Origin of the sequence: Thermodesulforhabdus norvegica (genome assembly GCF_900114975.1) — a bacterium.
GTDB classification, from domain to species: Bacteria; Desulfobacterota; Syntrophobacteria; order Syntrophobacterales; family Thermodesulforhabdaceae; genus Thermodesulforhabdus; species Thermodesulforhabdus norvegica.
On sequence record NZ_FOUU01000005.1, the window covers coordinates 155,376 to 173,946 of the forward strand.

Below are 18,571 nucleotides of genomic sequence, written 5' to 3' on the forward strand. Positions count from 1 at the left end.
TATGAGAGGGAAGGTAAGTGGAAATGTGCTTGTACCATAGATTGAACAATGCCAAGATGTGCTAAGCTAGGAATATTCATTATCGAGCTTACCCGATATACATGAATCCCCATGGCGTGTCGAGATATAATTTAACACTTCACGCCGTGCCTCCTCTGTTGCCATATACCTTATGCGACCAAAAACCTCACGGCAATCTGCCACAGAAAGTCGACTTACAATACCGTGACACTCTATTTCATCCAGTGTATGAGGGTAGGGGAGATCTCGTGACGGTATTATCTCGTCTTTTCTTATTATCTTGGTATAAATAAGGCTTCTGGCTGCAAGAAGAATGTTATCGTCACTATAGTGTTCTGTCTTGTGCCTATTAAAAAGGTACCTAAGAGTTAAGATGTCTCCGGGACTGAAAACGTGTTTTTTCCTCATGTAAAATCTGACAATCGGTGAAACCGGGAAATAAGGAACGATCTTAAATCCGTCGAGTTTGCTCGATAACAGCCTGAATAAAGGTTGATGAATGTATCCTGCTTCTATGTAAATCCTCCTTTGCTTGAAGGCCGGTAAAGCCTTGACGATGAATTTGACTATCGCCTCTGCCCTCATTTCGTCTCTGAGTTTTATCCTCATGGCATCACTTCTCGCAAAATCCATTATAGACCGGACCAGATGGTTGAAATTTCCTTTGGGAACGAGAGAATAATATTTCACAAGATTGGCCGAAACAGTTTTTTCTGTAGAGTAAACCAGATGGTGATTAACGGTTGGAAAATCTCTGTGTGTTCCTCCTTTGGCGAATACCTCATGAATTTCCATAAGACAGGACATATAGGGATCTATCTGAACGATCTCTTTGTCCTGATCGTGTATGCTTTTCAGCAGTCTGTAAAACTCTTTTTGAAAGTCCGGAAAGGAAAAATCCCTCTCCGAGATGTAGTCTTCGACATTCACATCGCCTGAAAGCATTCTGTAAAAGGCGCTATCGAAAGGTTCTTCAAGGAATATTAGATCACACTCTGGTAGTACATTCCTGATTATGGAAATGATTTCCGGTCTGTGGGTTGAGTAACTGAGAATTATTAAGGAGTCTATTTTTCTGATCCTGCCGAGAAAATTTCCTATATTCTCGGAAATTAAGAACCTTATTTTTTTATTATTTTCTCTTTCTATAAAAAAAAGTGGGCAGCTTTTCATCGATTCCCCATCCGTAAGGATCCCCGCCGAAAACAAGACTCCCTCTACCATCACTCAAAACGGGAAGATAAGTTATGTAGATTGGTATGGGGCGGAGAAGGACGATGTAAGTTTGATCCTTTCTTGCAAGGAAAGCTTCGAGTTTTGGTAGCTGGTGAGGTGCCGCATCTGAAAGGATAAATCGGGCCAGATCAAGAGCATTTTCCACACGGACGCATCCATGGGAAAAGGCTCTGTAGGCCCTGTTAAATAATCTGGGCTGAGAGGTATCGTGCAGGAATATTCCAAAGGGATTGTCAAACAGGAATTTGACCCTGCCCAGGGGATTCGTTTCTCCCGGGAGCTGATAGATCCTGGGCTGTCCCCATGAGTACTGGCTTGTGAGAAATCGGAAATTGCCTTGTTCCAGATAATCGGGCTTCTTGGCGATTTCTTCTTCCAGTTCCTTTCGTATCCGCTCCGGTACATACCACCTGGGGTTAACTACCACAGCTTTGATTTCGCTGGAAAGCGTCGGGGTATTGTTTACGCGGATCGCGGTTCGGCGGATCTTGACCATTCTCCCCGAAGCCTCCCCGACGATAATTTTGTGTCGGGAAACAGGAGTACCCCGACGGTAGTACTCCAGAGAGAAGGTGGGAATATTTACCCAGACCATTATGTCGTCGTCATCCTTTAGAAAGAACCTCATTCTTCGGAGACTCTCTCTGATCCACCGGAGCTTTGTACTGTAAGGAATATTGAGAGCCGCCCTCGTCCTGGGCCCCACAACGCCGTCCTGTTCCAGATTATGAAAACCTTGAAATTTGACCACTGCACTTTGGGTTAGCTCGTCAAAAATACCGTTTACGGCCTCATCGGGAAGAAATCCCTCCTGATTCAACCGTTTCTGGAGGTTTAATACCGGGTGCCCGCTCATTCCCTTCTTTAAGGTGGTGGAATCCGTAAGAAACACCTGTTCCTGACCCGCAAGATCTCTGTAAAAAGCTATACGCTCCATCAGCAATTGATAGTGATGGTTTGACGGATGCAGGGATAGCAGGTAGTCTCTGAACCTGTTTGGATCACGTAGGGTACCGATATCCGGGAGTTCTACCAATGTGCCCGGCCGGGTGATCAGATGATATCTCACGAGAAGCGCCGTTAAAGTCATGTCGGCCTTTATGAGAGCACCCGTAAACCTTTCTATCTTCTGAAGCTGACTTCCTGCCCAGGCCAGAATTTGCTGCTGCCGGTCCGGGGGAAGTTCGGTATTCCGTAAATAAAATCCCTGCTGGGTATAACCGGAGGCGCACAGGAGGGGAATGTTATGGCTTTCCAGCTCAGGGGTGTTGCGAGCCAAACTAACCTTTAGAAACTCGGTCTCTCGAAGGATTCTGTCAAGGTCGGAGAACTCCGGAAAGGGAGCGTCTTCGTAAAAGACATAATAGTTCACAAAGTCTTTCAAGACCGTAACAGTCGGAACCGGGTTGAGATCGTCGGTAAAAAAGAAAGGGGTTATCTCCGGTTGAAGGTAGTGTTCTTCCAGGATCTTTGCAATCTGGTCCCGGGTAGCGTATCCTTCTTCAAGGATCGCTTTTATTCGGTTCTCTAAGGGTTCGGAAAAGTATTTTGAAAGATTCATGAGTTCCGACAACTTTGGACTGGTCAGATCTTTTACGCCGTAACATACCCCAGCCCTTGCAGGGGCCGGATGTAAGAAAAGACTTAACGCATAAAGCAAAACCAAAAACTTCAAGCCACTACGGATATTGCCCCGGATGCACACGCCTGAACTCCCCGTCTCCTCATAAATTACCACTCCCTACTTCTACGGCTGAATTCTATCATAGACATGACGGTTGAAATGGCAATAAAGAGTAAATAGAATTCTTGCGCTCTTGCAAAAAATTCTTATTGTGAGGAAAAAGACTGTGGTGATGGACGTTGAGGTTTTTGGCTGATGGTTAGTTCAACATGAAAAGAGGGAGGCTGTTATGGATCGTTATGTATGCACAATCTGTGGCTATGTTTATGATCCGGCAGTAGGAGATCCGGATCGAGGAATTCCGGCAGGAACCCCCTTCGAAAAGCTACCTGATGACTGGACATGTCCCGTCTGCGGTGCGGCAAAGAGTGATTTTGAGAAGGAGTAGTTGAGGGACATTACTCGTCAGAAGGAGCATCGGGATGATCTTTGGTTTTAATGCCGAAGAGGTTTTTGACATAGCTATTGCAATAGAGGAAAACGGCAAAAGGTTTTACGACGAGGCCTGTCGTATTGTGGATGATGAGGCCGTCAGAACGCTCTTTCGGGAATTGGCTCAGGAAGAGGTTAAACACAAAGAGAGATTTATCGAACTGAAAAATCAGATCCCCGAGGACGTCAAAGGGCAAACGGTGTACGATCCGGATCACGAGATAACTCTCTATCTGAAGATGATGGCCGACGATCACGTCTTCAGAACCGGTGAAAGCGTGGCCGAAAAGGTTGCCTCCATAAAAAGCCCGGAGGATGCCCTGAAGATGGCCATGCAGTTCGAGAAAGACTCTGTTATCTTCTTCCTGACCATGAAGGATCACACTGAAGATCCAAAAGGAAAGGAGATGGTGGATCTTCTGGTGAAGGAGGAACAACAGCATCTGAGACGCATTTCTGCGGCTCTGAGGGCTTTAAAACAGAAACCTTAAACCGCGGGGCCGTCCTCTTCAAAAGGACGGCCCTTTAAAGTTGAGGAACTCCATTATGGCAAGGGTTACCATTTTCAGCACGCCCACCTGTCCTTATTGCAAGCAGGCTAAGGAATTTTTATCGGCCAATGGCGTGGATTTTGAGGACATTGATGTCTCTTCCAGCAAAGAAGCGCTTCGGAAGATGAAGGAGGTTTCGGGAGGCGCCCGGAGTGTGCCCGTAATAGTCGTTGAGGATTCTGTAATCGTGGGTTACGAAGAAGCAGAGCTGAAAAAGCTTCTAAAGGAAAAAAACATCATTCAGTAGTGTGAGCGGTCATGAGCAGAATTAGGGTTTACACGGTACCGGGGTGTCCGTTTTGCGAGCGTCTTAAGAAGTTCCTGAAAGAAAAGGGAATCGACTTTGAGGAGCGTGAAGCCCCGCCCTACAGCGAAGTTTGGGAAGAAATGGTCCAGAAGACCGGAAGTGGGGCGGTACCTCAGGTGCTTGTGGATGATAAGCCTCTGGGCGGGTATCTGGATGTGGTCTTTCTGGAGGCTTCAGGCAAACTTTATCAACTGATGAAGCCGGATGAGAAAACGGAAGGCGCCGAAGAGCTTTTCGATGTCATTATACTCGGAGCAGGACCCGCAGGGCTCAGTGCCGCCATATACACGGCCCGAAAGCTTATGAAAACTCTGGTAATAAGCAAAAACATCGGGGGTCAGATAACCTGGACTTTTGATATAGAAAATTACCCGGGATTCAGTCAGGTAAATGCGGCAGAGCTCATAGAAAAATTTCGAAGTCATGTGGAACGATACGGTGTGACCCTTGAGGTGGGGAAAGAGGTAATATCGGCGGATCTCACGGGAAGAGTAAAGCGTGTGGTGCTTGAGGACGGTAGAAGCTTTTACGGAAAGACTTTAATTATAGCAACGGGAAGCCGACATAAGGTTTTGAACGTTCCCGGGGAAAAAGAACTCGTCGGTCGAGGTCTTTCCTACTGCTCCACCTGTGATGCCCCTCTTTTTGCCGACAGCAGGGTGGCCGTCGTGGGCGGCGGCAACTCGGCCCTTGAGGCCGTACTCGACCTTGCGCCGATAGCCGAGAAGCTCTACCTGATTTCTCTTACTCCTTTGACCGCCGATCCTTTGCTACAGGAAAAGGTAAAAGCGCTGAAAAAGCCCGTTGATATGTACCTTAAGTACAAAACCGTTAGAATTATCGGCGACAGTGAGGTCAGAGGTATTGAAATCATGTCTCTTGATGACGGGTCCACGAAGGTCCTCGATGTGGATGGTGTCTTTGTGGAAATCGGGCTTATGCCGAATTCCGCTCTTTTCGTCGATGTTCTGGCAACCAATGAGCGTGGGGAAATTATAATCGACGAGCAGTGCAGAACGGGAGTGGCCGGTGTGTTTGCCTGTGGCGATGTGACTCACGTTCCTTTCAAGCAAATAGTCGTCGCTGCAGGTGAAGGTGCCAAGGCTGCTCTTGCAGCGTATCATTACCTTATGAACCGGCGCTGAACGGCCCGATGAAAAAGCCGACCGTGGATCTCTCGAAGTGCAAACTGTGTATGGCCTGCGTGGCAGTAGCACCTGAGGTGTTCAAAGAGGTTGACGAAAGTTACATCGACGTTATCGAAAGATCCGAATATCCGGCCGAAAAGGTTGAAGAGGCCATAAATTGTTGTCCTTCCGGGTGCATATCCTGGGAAGATTATTGAAATTCTGCTCCCTCTATGCCCGGGTCGTGCAGGATTCCTGCAACTTCAGGTGTAATGTTTTGTGAAAAATACCGCTTGTTGACGGGTTACAGGGCTGTTACTATTAAAAAAAAGTGAGGCACGCGGGCTGGGAATGTAGCGTCAAAGGTGCGTGATGGTGCACAGTAATTTTTGCCTTCTGTATTTTAGATGTGGGCGCTTTTATTTTCCATGCTTACCGGCACTATCAGAAGCACTTTTAAAGGAGGTCTGCTGATATGAAGGTAACACTTACGGCCATCAAAGCCGACATCGGAAGTGTGGGAGGGCACATCCGGCCCAGCAATCGAGTTCTTGAAACCGTGGAAAACCATCTGAGACAGCATCATCAGGGAATTCTCATTGATTACAGGGTAAGTTATACGGGAGATGATATTGCCATTCTGTGTACTCATACCCGGGGAGTGGGGGACTCAAAAATCCACGAACTTGCCTGGAACGCCTTCAAAGCGGGCACGGAGGTCGCCAAGGATCAGGGGTTGTACGGAGCAGGTCAGGATCTGCTGAAAGATGCCTTTTCGGGAAACATTCGAGGGCTTGGTCCTGCCGTGGCGGAAATGGAATTTGAAGAAAGGACGGCAGAGCCATTTCTTTTCTTTGCCGCCGATAAGACAGACCCCGGGGCTTATAACCTTCCCCTTTACCTTGCCTTTGCCGACCCGATGTTTTGCTCGGGGCTGATCCTTTCTCCGGGGATGTTCAAAGGATTTCGCTTTGTTATCATGGACGTTTCGCATACCGATGCCGATAGGGTCATTGAGCTGAACGCACCCGAGGATCTTTATGATATTGCGGCCCTTCTCCGAGATCCGGAACGCTTCGTAATTGAAGCAATTTATTCCCGTGAGACCGGGGAGCAGGCGGTGGCGGTAAGCACGACCCGGCTTCACAATATCGCCGGAAAGTATGTGGGCAAGGATGATCCCATTATGATCGTGCGCGTTCAGGGATCTTTTCCGGCAACCGGTGAGGTTTTGGCACCTTTCCATCTGGGACACTACGTGGCGGGATTCATGAGAGGTAGCCACAGCGGGCCTCTCATGCCCGTAAGGCAGAACACAACTACATCGTTTTTTGACGGCCCGCCGATCGTCTCGTGTGCAGCCTACTGCGTCCATGAAGGGCGTCTCACTGCTCCGGTGGATGCCTTCGATCATCCATTCTGGGATTACGTAAGGGAAAAAATTTCCGAAAAGGCCATCGAAATCAGAAGACAGGGCTTCTTCGGAAATGCCATGCTCCCCTTCAGTGAACTGGAATACGGGGGTATTGTAAAGAAACTGGAAGAGCTGGATAAAAGGTTCGTAACCAGATAAAAAACCTGCACCCGGTAGCCTTTGGGCTACCGGGCAAATCTTCCCCAGAACCTGCCGGAAACACAAATCAGCATCCAGGTAATTTACCCATTTAATTATCATCTGATCGGGATCTTCTCGCAAAATCTCTATTGACTTTTCGAGTGACGAGAGTATATTCCTGTATGGTAATATAGGAACATTAACGGGAGGTATCGACCATGTCAAAACCGGAAGCATTGACCAAAGACGATTACACCGAAGAAGTTATTGAGGAAAGCCAGATTAATTGGTCCGAAATCCGTAAGCCCCTCTTTCTGCTGGTTGCTTCATTTCTCATACTTTTCTGGCTCCCCGTGGAGATGGAAAAGTTTCGCAACGCAATCTACGAATCTCTTGCCCTTGCCCGGTGGTACGCCCGGGAGCACGTATTGACCTGCCTTGTACCGGCCCTCTTTATAGCAGGAGCCATAGCACGCTTTGTTTCTCAGGCGGCAGTTATGAAGTATCTCGGTGCCGGAGCCCGTAAAGTAGTTTCCTACGGGGTGGCTTCCGTGTCGGGCACAATACTTGCCGTTTGCTCCTGTACGGTTCTCCCGCTTTTTGCAGGCATCTGGAAAAGAGGAGCCGGGCTGGGACCGGCAATTGCATTTCTCTATTCCGGCCCCGCAATAAACGTTCTGGCCATAGTTCTTACGGCAAGAATTCTGGGATTACAGCTCGGAATTGCGCGGGCTATAGGTGCCGTAGCCTTCAGCATCCCGATCGGACTCATCATGCACTTTCTCTTCTATAAAGAGGAACAGGAAAAGGCTGCTGCGGCACTACACATGCCCGAGCCCGAGGTCGAAAGGCCTCTATGGCAAAACGCTACCTTCTTTGCCAGCATGGTGGGTGTGCTGATCTTCGCTACCTGGGGCAAGCCCGCGAGTCCGGCAGGATTCTGGAATGCCGTTTATCAGATTAAATGGTGGGTTACCGGAGTGTTTGCTCTCTTCCACGGCTTACTTCTCGTTGCGTGGTTCAACGTAAGGGCAAACAAAATTCTCATCTCTGCCGTGATCGTCGCCCTTTTTGCCTTCCTCTTCCCCCACGAACCCCTTGTGGCCTTTTCTGCCGGCATAATCTGCCACACCTTATGCCTCGTGACCACCAGGGGTGAGACCGAGTCATGGTTTCTGTCCACCTGGGACTTTACCAGACAGATTATGCCCTTGCTTCTCGGCGGGGTGCTTGTTGCGGGACTTCTTCTGGGACGCCCCGGCCATGAAGGGCTCATCCCGTCTCGGTGGGTGGAAAGCCTGGTCGGAGGAAATTCTCTGATCGCCAATCTTTTTGCTTCCGTCATCGGCGCCTTTATGTATTTCGCCACCCTGACAGAAGTGCCCATTCTTCAGGGGCTTTTAGGCTCGGGCATGGGTAAAGGGCCCGCCCTTGCCCTGCTTCTCGCAGGACCTGCTCTGAGCCTGCCCAATATGCTGGTCATAAGAAGTGTTCTGGGAACGAAAAAGACGCTGGCTTACGTATCCCTCGTGGTCGTGATGTCAACCCTGGCCGGTATGATCTTTGGAATGCTGGTATCCTGAATTCCGAACCGGAGGGATTTCCCCGGAGGTTTTCGGGGAATCCCTCGCAGTGTTTATTGCCTTCCCCACCGCTTCTTTCCATCTTGCTTGACACCCTGGAGATTGGCTATAGAATGTTCAAACAATGTTTACCGTGAATGGACTATAGATCGTCTAACCTGAATTCTAGGAAGGGCATTTGTAACTGAGGGAGATCGGATATGACAACAGTAGCAGAAAAGATCAGGGAATTGCTGGAACGGGAAGCAAAGATCAAGGAAATGGGCGGGCCTGAAGCGGTAGAGAAGCAACATGCCAAAGGTAAGCTTACGGCCAGAGAGAGAATCGAATACTTTTTCGACCCCGGAACCTTCCGGGAGCTTGATATATTCGTGAAGCACAGAGGCACTCTTTTCGGACTGGACAAAATGGACATCCCGGCCGACGGCGTCATTACGGGATACGGCAAGGTCAACGGGAGAGAAGTCTTTGCCTTTTCTCAGGATTTTACCGCCCGGGCGGGGACGCTGGGGGAAATGCATGCCAAGAAAATCTGTAAGGTTATGGACCTGGCACTGAAGACGGGAAAGCCTATTGTGGGGTTTAACGATTCGGGAGGCGCCCGTATTCAGGAAGGCGTAGATGCCCTTTCCGGATACGGCCAGATTTTCTACCGAAATGCCATCGCCTCAGGGGTAATTCCCCAAATTTCGGCCATAATGGGCCCCTGCGCCGGAGGTGCCGTCTATTCTCCCGCCATGACCGATTTCGTTTTCATGGTCAAGAATACCAGCTATATGTTCATTACGGGACCCGATGTCATAAAGTCCGTTCTGGGTGAGGTAATTACTCAGGAAGAGCTGGGCGGGGCGATGGCTCACTGCTCAAAAAGCGGTGTTGCCCATTTTGCCTGTGAAAATGACAAACACGCAATCGACATGATAAAAAAGCTTTTGAGCTATCTGCCCGATAACAATATGGAAGACCCGCCCTATGTGCCGCCAAAAGACGATCCCACAAGAGTAAGCCCCCTTCTGGATTCGATAATTCCCGACAATCCCATGGGTGCTTACGACATGAAGGATGTCATCCGGGAAATAGTGGACGACGGTGAATTCTTCGAAGTTCACGAATATTACGCTCAAAACATAATCGTCGGATTTGCCCGGTTGAACGGTTATCCAATAGGCATTATTGCAAACCAGCCCAAAGTTCTTGCCGGATGCCTGGATATTGACTCTTCCGACAAGGCCACGAGATTTATCAGGTTTTGCGACGCCTTTAATATCCCTTTGCTGACCCTCGCCGATGTACCGGGTTACCTTCCGGGTAAACAGCAGGAATGGGGTGGAATCATAAGGCATGGCGCAAAGCTTTTGTGGTGTTATTCGGAAGCAACGGTGCCCAAGGTAACCCTCATTATAAGGAAAGACTACGGCGGATCGTACCTCGCAATGTGTTCCAGAGATCTCGGTGCCGACATAGTGCTGGCCTGGCCGACCGCCGAGATTGCCGTTATGGGTGCCGAAGGTGCGGCAAACATAATCTTCCGTAAGGAAATCCAATCTGCGCCGGATCCCGAAGCCAAGCGAAAGGAAAAGATAGAGGAATACAGAAAACTCCTTTACAACCCCTATATCGCAGCTTCTCGAGGCTACATTGACGGTGTTATTTTGCCAAGAGAAACACGGCCGAGGCTAATTGAGGCCTTTGAGTTGCTCAGAACGAAACGGGTTGCCCTGCCGCCCAAAAAGCATGGTAATATTCCCGTGTAAGGATAGGGGGGCTCGACGCCCCCTTTTCCAGAAAACCTCCTTCCGCCTGCAAGAGGTCGACCCGTGATTGTATTGCCCTGGCATAAGTGGCTCGTCGATTTAAGAAGGGACTTTCATTCTTACCCGGAACTGGCATATCAGGAATACAGGACCTCCGAAAAGATCAGGGCCGTACTGGATGAACTCGGCGTGAGCTATCTTCATCCGGTGGCTGAAACCGGGGTTGTGGCCGTCCTCAAGGCCCGCAGGGACGGTCCGGTAAGGGCCTTTCGTGCCGATATGGATGCCCTGCCCATCGAAGAAAAAAATTCTGTGCCCTACGCCTCCCAAAACCCCGGCATAATGCATGCCTGTGGACACGATGGCCACATGGCCATCGGGCTGGGAATTATTCGATATCTTGTAGAGCGAAACTGGATAAAAGAGGGATCGGGAAAGATTCTGTTTTTCTTTCAGCCCGCCGAAGAAGGGGGTGCCGGAGCCCGTCAGATGCTTTCAAGCGGCCTCTGGGATGGTGAACCCGTGGAAGGCGTCTATGCCTTCCACCTCGACCCGTCCGTCCCTCTCGGCGTTGTCGGCATCGCTCCAGAGGTCAGTAACGCTTCGTCCGAAACCTTCGAAATACGGATACGCGGAAGAGGAGGACACGGGGCTTATCCGGTTGGAGCAGATGATGTAATCCTCGCCGGTTCCAACCTGATCTGTCAGCTTCACCAGCTCGTATCCAGGGTGGTTAGCCCTCTGGATGCGGCTGTTATTTCGGTCGGGTCGTTTCACTCGGGCAGCGCCCCGAATGTTCTGCCTTCTGAGGCCGTCATCAGGGGAACAATTCGCACCTTTGACCAGAATGTCCTGGAAACTTTACACGAGCGAATCAGTTCCCTTTGCTCCGGAGTTTCGGGGGTTTCAAGATGCAAGGTGGATGTCGTCTTCCTTCCCGGATATCCCGTCATGGTCAACAGCGGTAAGCTGGTCAAAAGGGCGAAGAGAATAATCCGTAAGCTTCTCGGAGTTCAAGCCTTCATAGAACAACGCCCCAGGATGGGTTCGGAAGACTTTGCCTTCTTTTCTCAAAAGTGGCCTTCCCTTCTTATGTATCTGGGATGTGGATTTCCGGGCGAAGAACCGGGCAGAACGCTGCATTCCCCCTTCTTCGACTTCGACGAACGTGCCCTTGACGTGGGGGTTGCTCTGGGAACGGAGCTCCTCCTTTCTCACGAAACCTTCGATGAGAATAAAGCACAATAGGAGGGATCTATGGCACGAAAAATATTAATGCTGGTGGGCGACTACGTTGAGGACTACGAGGCTATGGTACCCTTCCAGGCATTGATGATGGTGGGTTACACGGTTCATGCCGTATGTCCCGGCAAGAAAGCGGGAGACAAAGTAAGAACGGCCGTGCATGATTTCGAAGGAGACCAGACTTACAGCGAAAAACCGGGGCATAACTTTACGCTCAACGCTACCTTTGAGGAGATCGATCCTGCCCAGTACGACGGCCTTGTGATCCCGGGAGGCAGAGCTCCCGAGTACATAAGGCTGAACCCCCGGGTACTGGAGATCGTCAGGCACTTTGCCGAGAACAACAAGCCAATTGCGGCAATATGCCATGGTATCCAGGTACTTACCGCCGCGGGAGTGCTGAAGGGAAGAGCCTGTACCGCTTATCCCGCAGTAGGACCGGATGTGGCCGAGGCGGGTGGAACTTACGTTGAGGTCCCCGTGGACAAAGCTTTCGTCGATGGAAATATAGTAACCGCACCGGCATGGCCGGCTCATCCCGAATGGCTTGCAAAATTCCTCAGCCTTCTGGGAACCACGATAAACCATAACCGTTAGAAAAACCCATCGAAAAGCAGAGCGGGCCTGAATGTTCCGGGCCTGCTCTGCATGGTACGTGGAGTGATGTCACCACATCATTTGCCTGCCCGGCCTCAAACCATTTAGCCCCCAACCAATCAATCCTTTTTTGCCCACTTAATATCTGAAATTTAATGCGATTTAATCGGAGTCCGGCGATCTCCTGTCTGCTTTTATCGTACGATGCAGTGTTTCCAGGTGCTGTTAGTTTCATATTTTAATGAATATACGATAGTGAACTTTCATAGTCCCAGTAATATAAATCCACATAACTTTTTAATTCATTCAGATTACTTCCATTATACACCTGAGTTTCTGGATGACTAAATCAGAACTGTCGATGCTTTATGCTTTTAAACTGAAGGTATTTTGTGGTGATAATGTCTCATACTTTACGATACCTGTCATTATATATGTTAATTCGTCATAATAAGTGTAAAGTTAGGTGGCACGATATATAGGCGTGCTCGTGGTTGTATTGCCATGTTCGAGAAACCGGTTGACTTTGTAAAATTGTGTTTGCCTGGTGATAGAAACTATTGACTTTTTCTTCCGTGTTATTTATATGAAAAGCGCCGACGGTGTAGTAGTCGGAGATGTAAAACAAATAAATTAGTAGGAGGGAGATGTTATGCTGAGCAGGTTGTCTAAGGCGAGGTTGGTATTAGCTATTCTTGCAGTATGCATGATGGTAAATGTAGGTCTTGTATTTGCTGACGAAGTAACGGTAAAGGGTGTGGTGAGTGCAAAGGGTGATAGCTTTGTGCTCACTGCAGATGATGGTGAGTACGTTCTTGAAGGAGAAAATATTGCCGATTATGTTGACCAGACGGTAGAGGTAACGGGTAGTGTCTCTGAGAAGGACGGTGTTAAAGTACTTGAGGTATCTTCAATAAATAAAGTAGAATAGGGTAACTTTTAAGAGAGTTTAGATAGCTACAATTTATGCAAGGTCGGGCAAAGGTTTAAAACCGGTGCCCGACCTTGTTTATAGGAGAACGGGATGATCAGGAGAATGTCTAATAAGATATCGATTACTGCGTCTGTCACAAAACAGACCTCGGAAAGAGAAGATGAGCCTCCGGATGATCCTCCAGACATCGGGCTGTCTGAAGGAGGCGATGAAAGCCCTGAGAAGTTGTTCTGCGAAAATCTGGTAAGGATCGGTTCTCCTGAATACTCCACCCAGGATTACAGAAAGTTTTTCAGGAAACGTTTCTATCCCCATGTTACTCATCGTGAGTGGAAAGACTGGAAATGGCAGGTGAGAAATCGCATAAGATCTTTAAAGAGTGCGGCGCGGTGCTTCGTGCTGACTCAGGCCGAGCAGAGAGCTCTCACGGAGTACGGGCTTAGTCTTCCTTTTGCGGTAACTCCCTACTATGCCAGCCTCGTTCATCCCTCCGATCCGGATCATCCCTTGAGGCGATGTGTTATACCTCTGCCGCAGGAATTCCTTCGATCTCCTGGGGAATCGGAGGACCCTCTATCGGAGGATAAACAATCGACCGTATCCGGAATAGTTCACCGTTATCCTGACAGGGTTCTTTTTCTGGCAACGGGGTTCTGTGCGACCTATTGCAGATACTGCACAAGGTCCCGGATGGTGGGGCATAGCGCAATCGGGCACTTTGGCAAAAGCTACCTTGATGGTGCTATTGAATATATCGAAAAGAACCCCGGAATCAGGGACGTTCTCGTGTCCGGTGGAGACCCTTTAACCCTCTCGGACGACATCCTGGACTGGATCTTATCACGGCTCAGGCGAATCCGCCATGTTGAGATTATCCGGATTGGAACCAAGGTTCCCGTCGTCCTACCCCAGAGAATAACGGCCTCTCTCGCGAGGCTATTGCGTAAATATCATCCTCTGTGGATGAGTATCCATTTCACACATCCTGACGAAATAACCCCGGAAGTGGCTGAGGCCTGCGAACGTCTTACAGATGCAGGGATCCCGCTGGGAAGTCAGACCGTCCTCCTTAAGGGCATAAACGATAGTGTTGAAACAATGAGAAGCCTCGTTCATGGGCTTCTAAGAATCAGAGTCAGGCCTTATTATCTCTACCAGTGTGACCCCATCATCGGCTCATCTCACTTCCGTACCACCGTCACCAGAGGACTTGAGATTATTTCGGGTCTTCGAGGGCATACGACGGGTTATGCCGTTCCCACCTATGTGGTAGATGCACCGGGAGGCGGAGGCAAAATTCCCCTGTTGCCCGATTACGTTAAGGCGAGAGACGGCGATGATCTCGTTGTTGTCAACTACGAGGGGCGTGAATTTCGTTATCCCGGAGCATTCAGGGAGTAACTGATGCGCATAGGGATAACCTACGACCTGAAGTCCGAGTATATTCTGGACGGCTGGACTGAAGAAGAGGCGGCAGAATTCGACAGCGAAGAGACTGTGCAGGCCATCGAAGAAAGCCTCATTGGTTTGGGCTACGAGGTGGAAAGGATCGGCCGTATTTCCAATCTCGTAGAACATCTTTCTCGTGGAAATAGGTGGGATCTGGTTTTTAACATAGCCGAAGGCGCTTACGGGCCCGGCAGAGAAGCCCAGATACCGGGAATACTCGAGGCTTATCGAATTCCCTATACCTTTTCAGATCCGGTAACCCTTTGCCTGACACTTCATAAAGGTTACGCCAAACAAATAATGCTGGCAAAGGGCATACCTACCGCGGACTTTTTTATTTTAACCGATCTCGATGACCTTAATTCCTGCAATTTAAACTTTCCCGTCTTCGTCAAACCGATAGCCGAGGGAACGGGGAAAGGAATAAGTGACAGGTCGGTGGTGAAGGGGATGGAGGAGCTTAAGGAGGTGTGTTCGTTTTTGCTGGACTTTTATAAACAACCCCTGCTCGTAGAGTCCTATCTTAGCGGTCGTGAATTCACTGTGGGGATTGTAGGAACCGGTAAAAGGGCTCATGCTATCGGAGTAATGGAGATATCCTTTTCAAAACCCGAAGAGGCACAGGTCTATTCCTATGAAGTAAAGAAGCGTTATCAGGAGTTTGTGATTTACCGGCTTGTGTCTGATCCTGAAGCAATGGCTGCGCTGGATCTGGCCCTCGAGGCGTGGCGGGCGCTGGGATGTCGCGATGCAGGTAGAGTCGATATCCGCTCCGATGAAAAAGGTCATCCCTATTTTCTGGAAGTAAACCCTCTTGCAGGCCTCCATCCCATACACTCAGACCTCCCCATTCTCTGCCGGCTTGCTGGCATAGGGTATGTTGATCTTATCGGCATGATTGTTCAGGAGGCTCTGAGAAGATACGAAAGGAAGAATGTCCCATGAGGGTGCTGGTGCTTCACTCCGACATATCCGATCATGCCCCGCCCGATGAATTGGATACACTGGTTCAGGCCAGGTGGGTTGCTGATCTTCTGGCAAGTAGAGGCCACAGTGTAACCACAGGGCCCTTTCGCCCTGATCAATTTTATATGAAGGAACTTCTCGGCTCAACCAGACCCGATTGTATCTTCAACCTTGTGGAAACCGTTAACGGATCTGGGAAATACTCTTATCTGGCCGCTCAATTTTGCGAACAGGAAGGAATTCCTTATACCGGAAGCAGTGCCCGAACGATTTTCATAACGAGTAACAAATGCGAAACGAAAACCCTGTTGGCTTCAAAAGGGCTTCCCGTTCCCAGGACTTTATGGCCTTCGGAGCGAGCAGATAGTTCCGACGGAGCCCGTAAGGCAATCATTAAACCCCTATGGGAAGATGGATCGGTCGGGCTTACTAGCAGCTCCGTTATCAACTTGGCCGACCTGGATTGGAGTGATCCGGGTAAGGCTGTAAACGGTCGTTTTTCCGAGGGTGAGCTTTTCGTCGAGGAGTACGTAGAAGGACGGGAATTTAAGGTGTCTCTTATTTCCCTGCGGGGATGTGTTAAAGTTCTTCCCGTCGCAGAGATCTTGTTCAGAGATTTCGGGAAAGAGGAGCCCAAAATACTCGACTATGAGGCCAAATGGTGTCCCGAGTCCCCGTCCTATAAACGTAATATACGGGAATTTGGCGTCGAACAGAGAGAACCGGTTCTGGCCGAAAGGTTGACAGACCTCTCTCTTCTATGCTGGCAGATTCTTAAGCTCCGTGGATACGCCAGGATAGACTTCAGGGTGGATAAAAGAGGACAACCCTGGATCATCGAGGTGAATGCCAATCCTTGCTTATCCCCTGATGCAGGTTTCATGGCAGCACTCGGAGAAGCAGGAATAGATCCTGAAGATGCCGTTGAATCGATCTTAGTTGATAGTATGATGAGGCGCTAGAAAATGAAGGGTCTCATCCGGTTGAGAAAAACCGTGGAACCCTCCGATCTTGACAGGGTAAAGGAAATTACTTCATCCACCGGGGTTTTTAACGACGAGGAGGTTGCGGTTGCCTGTGAACTCCTTGAAGAGTGTCTCCAGAAAGCAGAAAAATCCGGATATTTCTTTATCTTCGCCTATTGGAACACAGAAGTGGCAGGATATGTCTGCTACGGGCCCATTATGGGAACGGATCACAGATTCTATCTCAACTGGATTGCGGTGCATAAGCAATATCAGGAGAAGGGAGTGGGTAAATGCCTATTAAAAGCCGCCGAAGAAGACATGAGGCTTAGAGGCGCAAAGAAAATCTTCGTGGAAACCTCCTCAAGGACGGTTTATCACCGTGCCAGGAGGTTGTATCTCCGAAATGGGTACAAACTTGATGCATGCGTAAAGGATTTTTATTCAAAAGATGATGACAGGCTTATATTCTCCCACACGATTTTTCCCGACCAGCCATTGTCTGTTTAAACACCCTCTCACTCAAGGCTGGTGTTTCATTGATTGTCTCCGGTTAACGCGAGCGGAAGGAGGGGATTTTCCTCCGGGTGAATATTGCTAGCCCTTAATAAAGAGAGAAAAAAAGCCCCAAACCCATGTAGGAAAGATACCTTTGAACTTTTTGAAAAAGAATGTATTTGGCTCAAGTTTTCCATTTTTTAGCGCCGGTAGTGTTTCATTAATTGTGTCCGGTTGACATGAGGGGAAAAAGAGGCTTTCCTCCCGGTGAGTATTGTTAACCCTTAAGAGAAAAAGGAGGAAAGCCCCATGACTTTTAATCACGATGACATTCTTAAACTTATTGAGAGAGAGAGAGAGGTCAAGAGAGTAGTGAAAGAAACTATAGAAAATTTGGCGTTAGAAGAGAGGAGAATATACCTTGAAGAGCATCCGGAGACGAAGGGCAATGGATACTATACTAGAAGCCTCATAACGCGATTTGGAGCCGTTGATGACCTTAAGGTTCCCAGGGTCAGAGAGGGAGATTTTAGGCCCCGGATAATTCCCGAGAGAAGGAGAGCTTCAATGGATCTCGGAGATGTAATTTTGAGCCTCTTTGCATCTGGATGCAGTGTGAGAGACATTTCCCGTTTTATGGAGATAATATATGGCGCTTACTATTCTCCTGCCAGTATCAGCCGTCTTACAGATGTAACGGCTCAAGAGATGGAGAAATGGAGGAACCGTCCTGTTAAGGAGGAATATTTTGCTCTGTATGTGGATGCCACTTTTCTGAATGTAAGGCGGGGCTCTGTGGAAAAAGAGCCTGTGTATGTGGTTGTTGGGCTTAATTGGGATGGGACAAGAGAAGTTTTGGGTTTTTGGCTCTTTGGTTCCGAGGGTGAGAGTGCCGTAAACTGGCAGGAAATATTTGGTGAACTCATATATGTGAGAGGTGAGATGTGAGGCGTGAGATGTTGGGAGTCGCTTTCCTCTCACATCTCTCACATCTCACATCTCACATCTCTCACATTTCAAGTCAAGGGGCCTTAAAAAAAGGGTTGATCTTTTCATAGCTGACGGTCTGAGAGGACTTGAAGAGGCTGTTTTCAGGGAATTTCCTGGATCAAGATTCCAGCTTTGTGTGCTTCATGCCGTGAAAGGGTCTCTGAAAAAGGTCAGAAAAAGAGACAGGGAAGCGGTGGCAGAATCTCTTAAGGCCATTTACAGGGCATCAAACCGGGAAAAAGCCAGACAGACCCTTATCGAGCTCAAGGAAAAATGGGGAAGATGTATCCTGAGGTGGTTAAAAGGTGGGAGGAAAGCTTTAATAATCTCACCACCTTTATGGACTATCTATAGTGACCCCCAACTGGACTGGACCAGTAACAAGAGGTAAATCTGGTCCTGGAAAGGGGGAGCGTGATGGAAGGGAAAGTCGTCAAGCCGTTTCGTATCCAAAGATGATGGACAGCCAATCGTAAAAGGGAGATCGTGCTGGAGATTCTCAGGGGTCACAAGACCATCGTGGACGTGGCGCGCGAGCACGATCTGAAGCAGAGCGAGATCCAGCAATGGATCGATACCTTCATTGAGTTCGGCACACAGGCCCTCAAGGTCAATCCGAAATCCATGGAGGCGGTCTACCAGAAGGAGCTCAAGCGCCACAGGGAAAAGACCGGTGA

Annotated in this window: 20 protein-coding genes; 18 read left to right on the top strand and 2 right to left on the bottom strand. The window is 48.9% G+C overall.

Going from position 1 to position 18,571, the window contains the following annotated elements:
* Positions 1-66: 66 nt before the first annotated feature.
* Together BM091_RS08905 and BM091_RS08910 are read right to left on the bottom strand one after the other, a co-directional pair.
* Complete coding sequence (locus BM091_RS08905; RefSeq protein ID WP_093395119.1) at positions 67-1,194, bottom strand: hypothetical protein; 1,128 nt, start codon at positions 1,192-1,194, stop codon at positions 67-69.
* Complete coding sequence (locus BM091_RS08910) at positions 1,154-2,995, bottom strand: L,D-transpeptidase family protein (RefSeq protein WP_143083125.1); 1,842 nt, start codon at positions 2,993-2,995, stop codon at positions 1,154-1,156. The genes BM091_RS08905 and BM091_RS08910 overlap by 41 nt, the downstream gene beginning before the upstream one ends.
* A gap of 175 nt (positions 2,996-3,170) precedes the next feature.
* On the opposite strand from BM091_RS08910, the gene rd reads away from it, so the two are divergent.
* The 18 genes from rd to BM091_RS09000 form a co-directional block, all read left to right on the top strand.
* Positions 3,171-3,329: a rubredoxin gene (gene rd / locus BM091_RS08915; RefSeq protein WP_093395122.1), complete on the top strand. Its 159-nt coding sequence runs from the start codon at positions 3,171-3,173 to the stop codon at positions 3,327-3,329.
* A gap of 34 nt (positions 3,330-3,363) precedes the next feature.
* Entirely contained in the window at positions 3,364-3,864 is a 501-nt protein-coding gene (locus BM091_RS08920; RefSeq protein ID WP_093395124.1) for a ferritin-like domain-containing protein, read from the top strand.
* Positions 3,865-3,919: 55 nt separating this feature from the next.
* Entirely contained in the window at positions 3,920-4,171 is a 252-nt protein-coding gene (locus tag BM091_RS08925) for a glutaredoxin family protein (RefSeq protein WP_093395125.1), read from the top strand.
* Positions 4,172-4,182: 11 nt separating this feature from the next.
* Positions 4,183-5,376 carry an FAD-dependent oxidoreductase gene (locus tag BM091_RS08930; RefSeq protein ID WP_093395127.1) on the top strand — a complete coding sequence of 398 codons (1,194 nt, stop codon included), beginning with the start codon at positions 4,183-4,185 and terminating at the stop codon, positions 5,374-5,376.
* Between the two features lie 8 nt (positions 5,377-5,384).
* Complete coding sequence (locus BM091_RS08935; RefSeq protein WP_093395129.1) at positions 5,385-5,576, top strand: ferredoxin; 192 nt, start codon at positions 5,385-5,387, stop codon at positions 5,574-5,576.
* A gap of 257 nt (positions 5,577-5,833) precedes the next feature.
* Entirely contained in the window at positions 5,834-6,931 is a 1,098-nt protein-coding gene (gene fbp, locus BM091_RS08940; RefSeq protein ID WP_093395131.1) for a fructose-1,6-bisphosphate aldolase/phosphatase, read from the top strand.
* A gap of 200 nt (positions 6,932-7,131) precedes the next feature.
* A complete protein-coding gene (locus BM091_RS08945) occupies positions 7,132-8,496 on the top strand; it encodes a permease (protein WP_093395133.1) in 1,365 nt (454 codons plus the stop codon).
* Between the two features lie 200 nt (positions 8,497-8,696).
* Positions 8,697-10,250, top strand: a complete 1,554-nt coding sequence (locus BM091_RS08950; protein WP_093395135.1) for an acyl-CoA carboxylase subunit beta — start codon at positions 8,697-8,699, stop codon at positions 10,248-10,250.
* A 63-nt stretch (positions 10,251-10,313) separates the two neighbouring features.
* On the top strand, positions 10,314-11,498 hold the full coding sequence (locus tag BM091_RS08955) for a M20 metallopeptidase family protein (protein WP_093395137.1): 1,185 nt from the start codon (positions 10,314-10,316) through the stop codon (positions 11,496-11,498).
* A gap of 9 nt (positions 11,499-11,507) precedes the next feature.
* A complete protein-coding gene (locus tag BM091_RS08960) occupies positions 11,508-12,092 on the top strand; it encodes a DJ-1/PfpI family protein (protein WP_093395139.1) in 585 nt (194 codons plus the stop codon).
* A 652-nt stretch (positions 12,093-12,744) separates the two neighbouring features.
* Positions 12,745-13,023: a DUF5818 domain-containing protein gene (locus BM091_RS08965; RefSeq protein WP_093395140.1), complete on the top strand. Its 279-nt coding sequence runs from the start codon at positions 12,745-12,747 to the stop codon at positions 13,021-13,023.
* A gap of 93 nt (positions 13,024-13,116) precedes the next feature.
* Positions 13,117-14,427 carry a KamA family radical SAM protein gene (locus tag BM091_RS08970; protein ID WP_218148852.1) on the top strand — a complete coding sequence of 437 codons (1,311 nt, stop codon included), beginning with the start codon at positions 13,117-13,119 and terminating at the stop codon, positions 14,425-14,427.
* A gap of 3 nt (positions 14,428-14,430) precedes the next feature.
* A complete protein-coding gene (locus BM091_RS08975) occupies positions 14,431-15,420 on the top strand; it encodes a D-alanine--D-alanine ligase family protein (RefSeq protein WP_093395142.1) in 990 nt (329 codons plus the stop codon).
* A complete protein-coding gene (locus BM091_RS08980) occupies positions 15,417-16,403 on the top strand; it encodes a D-alanine--D-alanine ligase family protein (protein WP_093395143.1) in 987 nt (328 codons plus the stop codon). Before BM091_RS08975 ends, BM091_RS08980 begins: the two co-directional genes overlap by 4 nt.
* 3 nt (positions 16,404-16,406) lie before the next feature.
* On the top strand, positions 16,407-16,916 hold the full coding sequence (locus tag BM091_RS08985; RefSeq protein WP_093395145.1) for a GNAT family N-acetyltransferase: 510 nt from the start codon (positions 16,407-16,409) through the stop codon (positions 16,914-16,916).
* Between the two features lie 297 nt (positions 16,917-17,213).
* Positions 17,214-17,852 carry an IS256 family transposase gene (locus BM091_RS14425; RefSeq protein ID WP_218148853.1) on the top strand — a complete coding sequence of 213 codons (639 nt, stop codon included), beginning with the start codon at positions 17,214-17,216 and terminating at the stop codon, positions 17,850-17,852.
* A 106-nt stretch (positions 17,853-17,958) separates the two neighbouring features.
* Positions 17,959-18,285: a transposase gene (locus BM091_RS14430; protein WP_425443310.1), complete on the top strand. Its 327-nt coding sequence runs from the start codon at positions 17,959-17,961 to the stop codon at positions 18,283-18,285.
* Positions 18,286-18,380: 95 nt separating this feature from the next.
* Positions 18,381-18,571, top strand: a 191-nt coding sequence (locus tag BM091_RS09000) for a helix-turn-helix domain-containing protein (protein ID WP_177193593.1), incomplete at its 3' end; no start/stop codon positions are given.

Excerpts from the sequence above, each read along its gene's own strand:
- BM091_RS08905 (WP_093395119.1), bottom strand. The coding sequence starts at position 1,194 with ATGAAAAGCTGCCCACTTTTTTTTATAGAAAGAGAAAATAATAAAAAA.
- rd (WP_093395122.1), top strand. The coding sequence starts at position 3,171 with ATGGATCGTTATGTATGCACAATCTGTGGCTATGTTTATGATCCGGCA.
- BM091_RS08920 (WP_093395124.1), top strand. The coding sequence starts at position 3,364 with ATGATCTTTGGTTTTAATGCCGAAGAGGTTTTTGACATAGCTATTGCA.
- BM091_RS08925 (WP_093395125.1), top strand. The coding sequence starts at position 3,920 with ATGGCAAGGGTTACCATTTTCAGCACGCCCACCTGTCCTTATTGCAAG.
- BM091_RS08930 (WP_093395127.1), top strand. The coding sequence starts at position 4,183 with ATGAGCAGAATTAGGGTTTACACGGTACCGGGGTGTCCGTTTTGCGAG.
- BM091_RS08935 (WP_093395129.1), top strand. The coding sequence starts at position 5,385 with ATGAAAAAGCCGACCGTGGATCTCTCGAAGTGCAAACTGTGTATGGCC.
- fbp (WP_093395131.1), top strand. The coding sequence starts at position 5,834 with ATGAAGGTAACACTTACGGCCATCAAAGCCGACATCGGAAGTGTGGGA.
- BM091_RS08945 (WP_093395133.1), top strand. The coding sequence starts at position 7,132 with ATGTCAAAACCGGAAGCATTGACCAAAGACGATTACACCGAAGAAGTT.
- BM091_RS08950 (WP_093395135.1), top strand. The coding sequence starts at position 8,697 with ATGACAACAGTAGCAGAAAAGATCAGGGAATTGCTGGAACGGGAAGCA.
- BM091_RS08960 (WP_093395139.1), top strand. The coding sequence starts at position 11,508 with ATGGCACGAAAAATATTAATGCTGGTGGGCGACTACGTTGAGGACTAC.
- BM091_RS08965 (WP_093395140.1), top strand. The coding sequence starts at position 12,745 with ATGCTGAGCAGGTTGTCTAAGGCGAGGTTGGTATTAGCTATTCTTGCA.
- BM091_RS08970 (WP_218148852.1), top strand. The coding sequence starts at position 13,117 with ATGATCAGGAGAATGTCTAATAAGATATCGATTACTGCGTCTGTCACA.
- BM091_RS08975 (WP_093395142.1), top strand. The coding sequence starts at position 14,431 with ATGCGCATAGGGATAACCTACGACCTGAAGTCCGAGTATATTCTGGAC.
- BM091_RS08980 (WP_093395143.1), top strand. The coding sequence starts at position 15,417 with ATGAGGGTGCTGGTGCTTCACTCCGACATATCCGATCATGCCCCGCCC.
- BM091_RS08985 (WP_093395145.1), top strand. The coding sequence starts at position 16,407 with ATGAAGGGTCTCATCCGGTTGAGAAAAACCGTGGAACCCTCCGATCTT.
- BM091_RS14425 (WP_218148853.1), top strand. The coding sequence starts at position 17,214 with ATGACTTTTAATCACGATGACATTCTTAAACTTATTGAGAGAGAGAGA.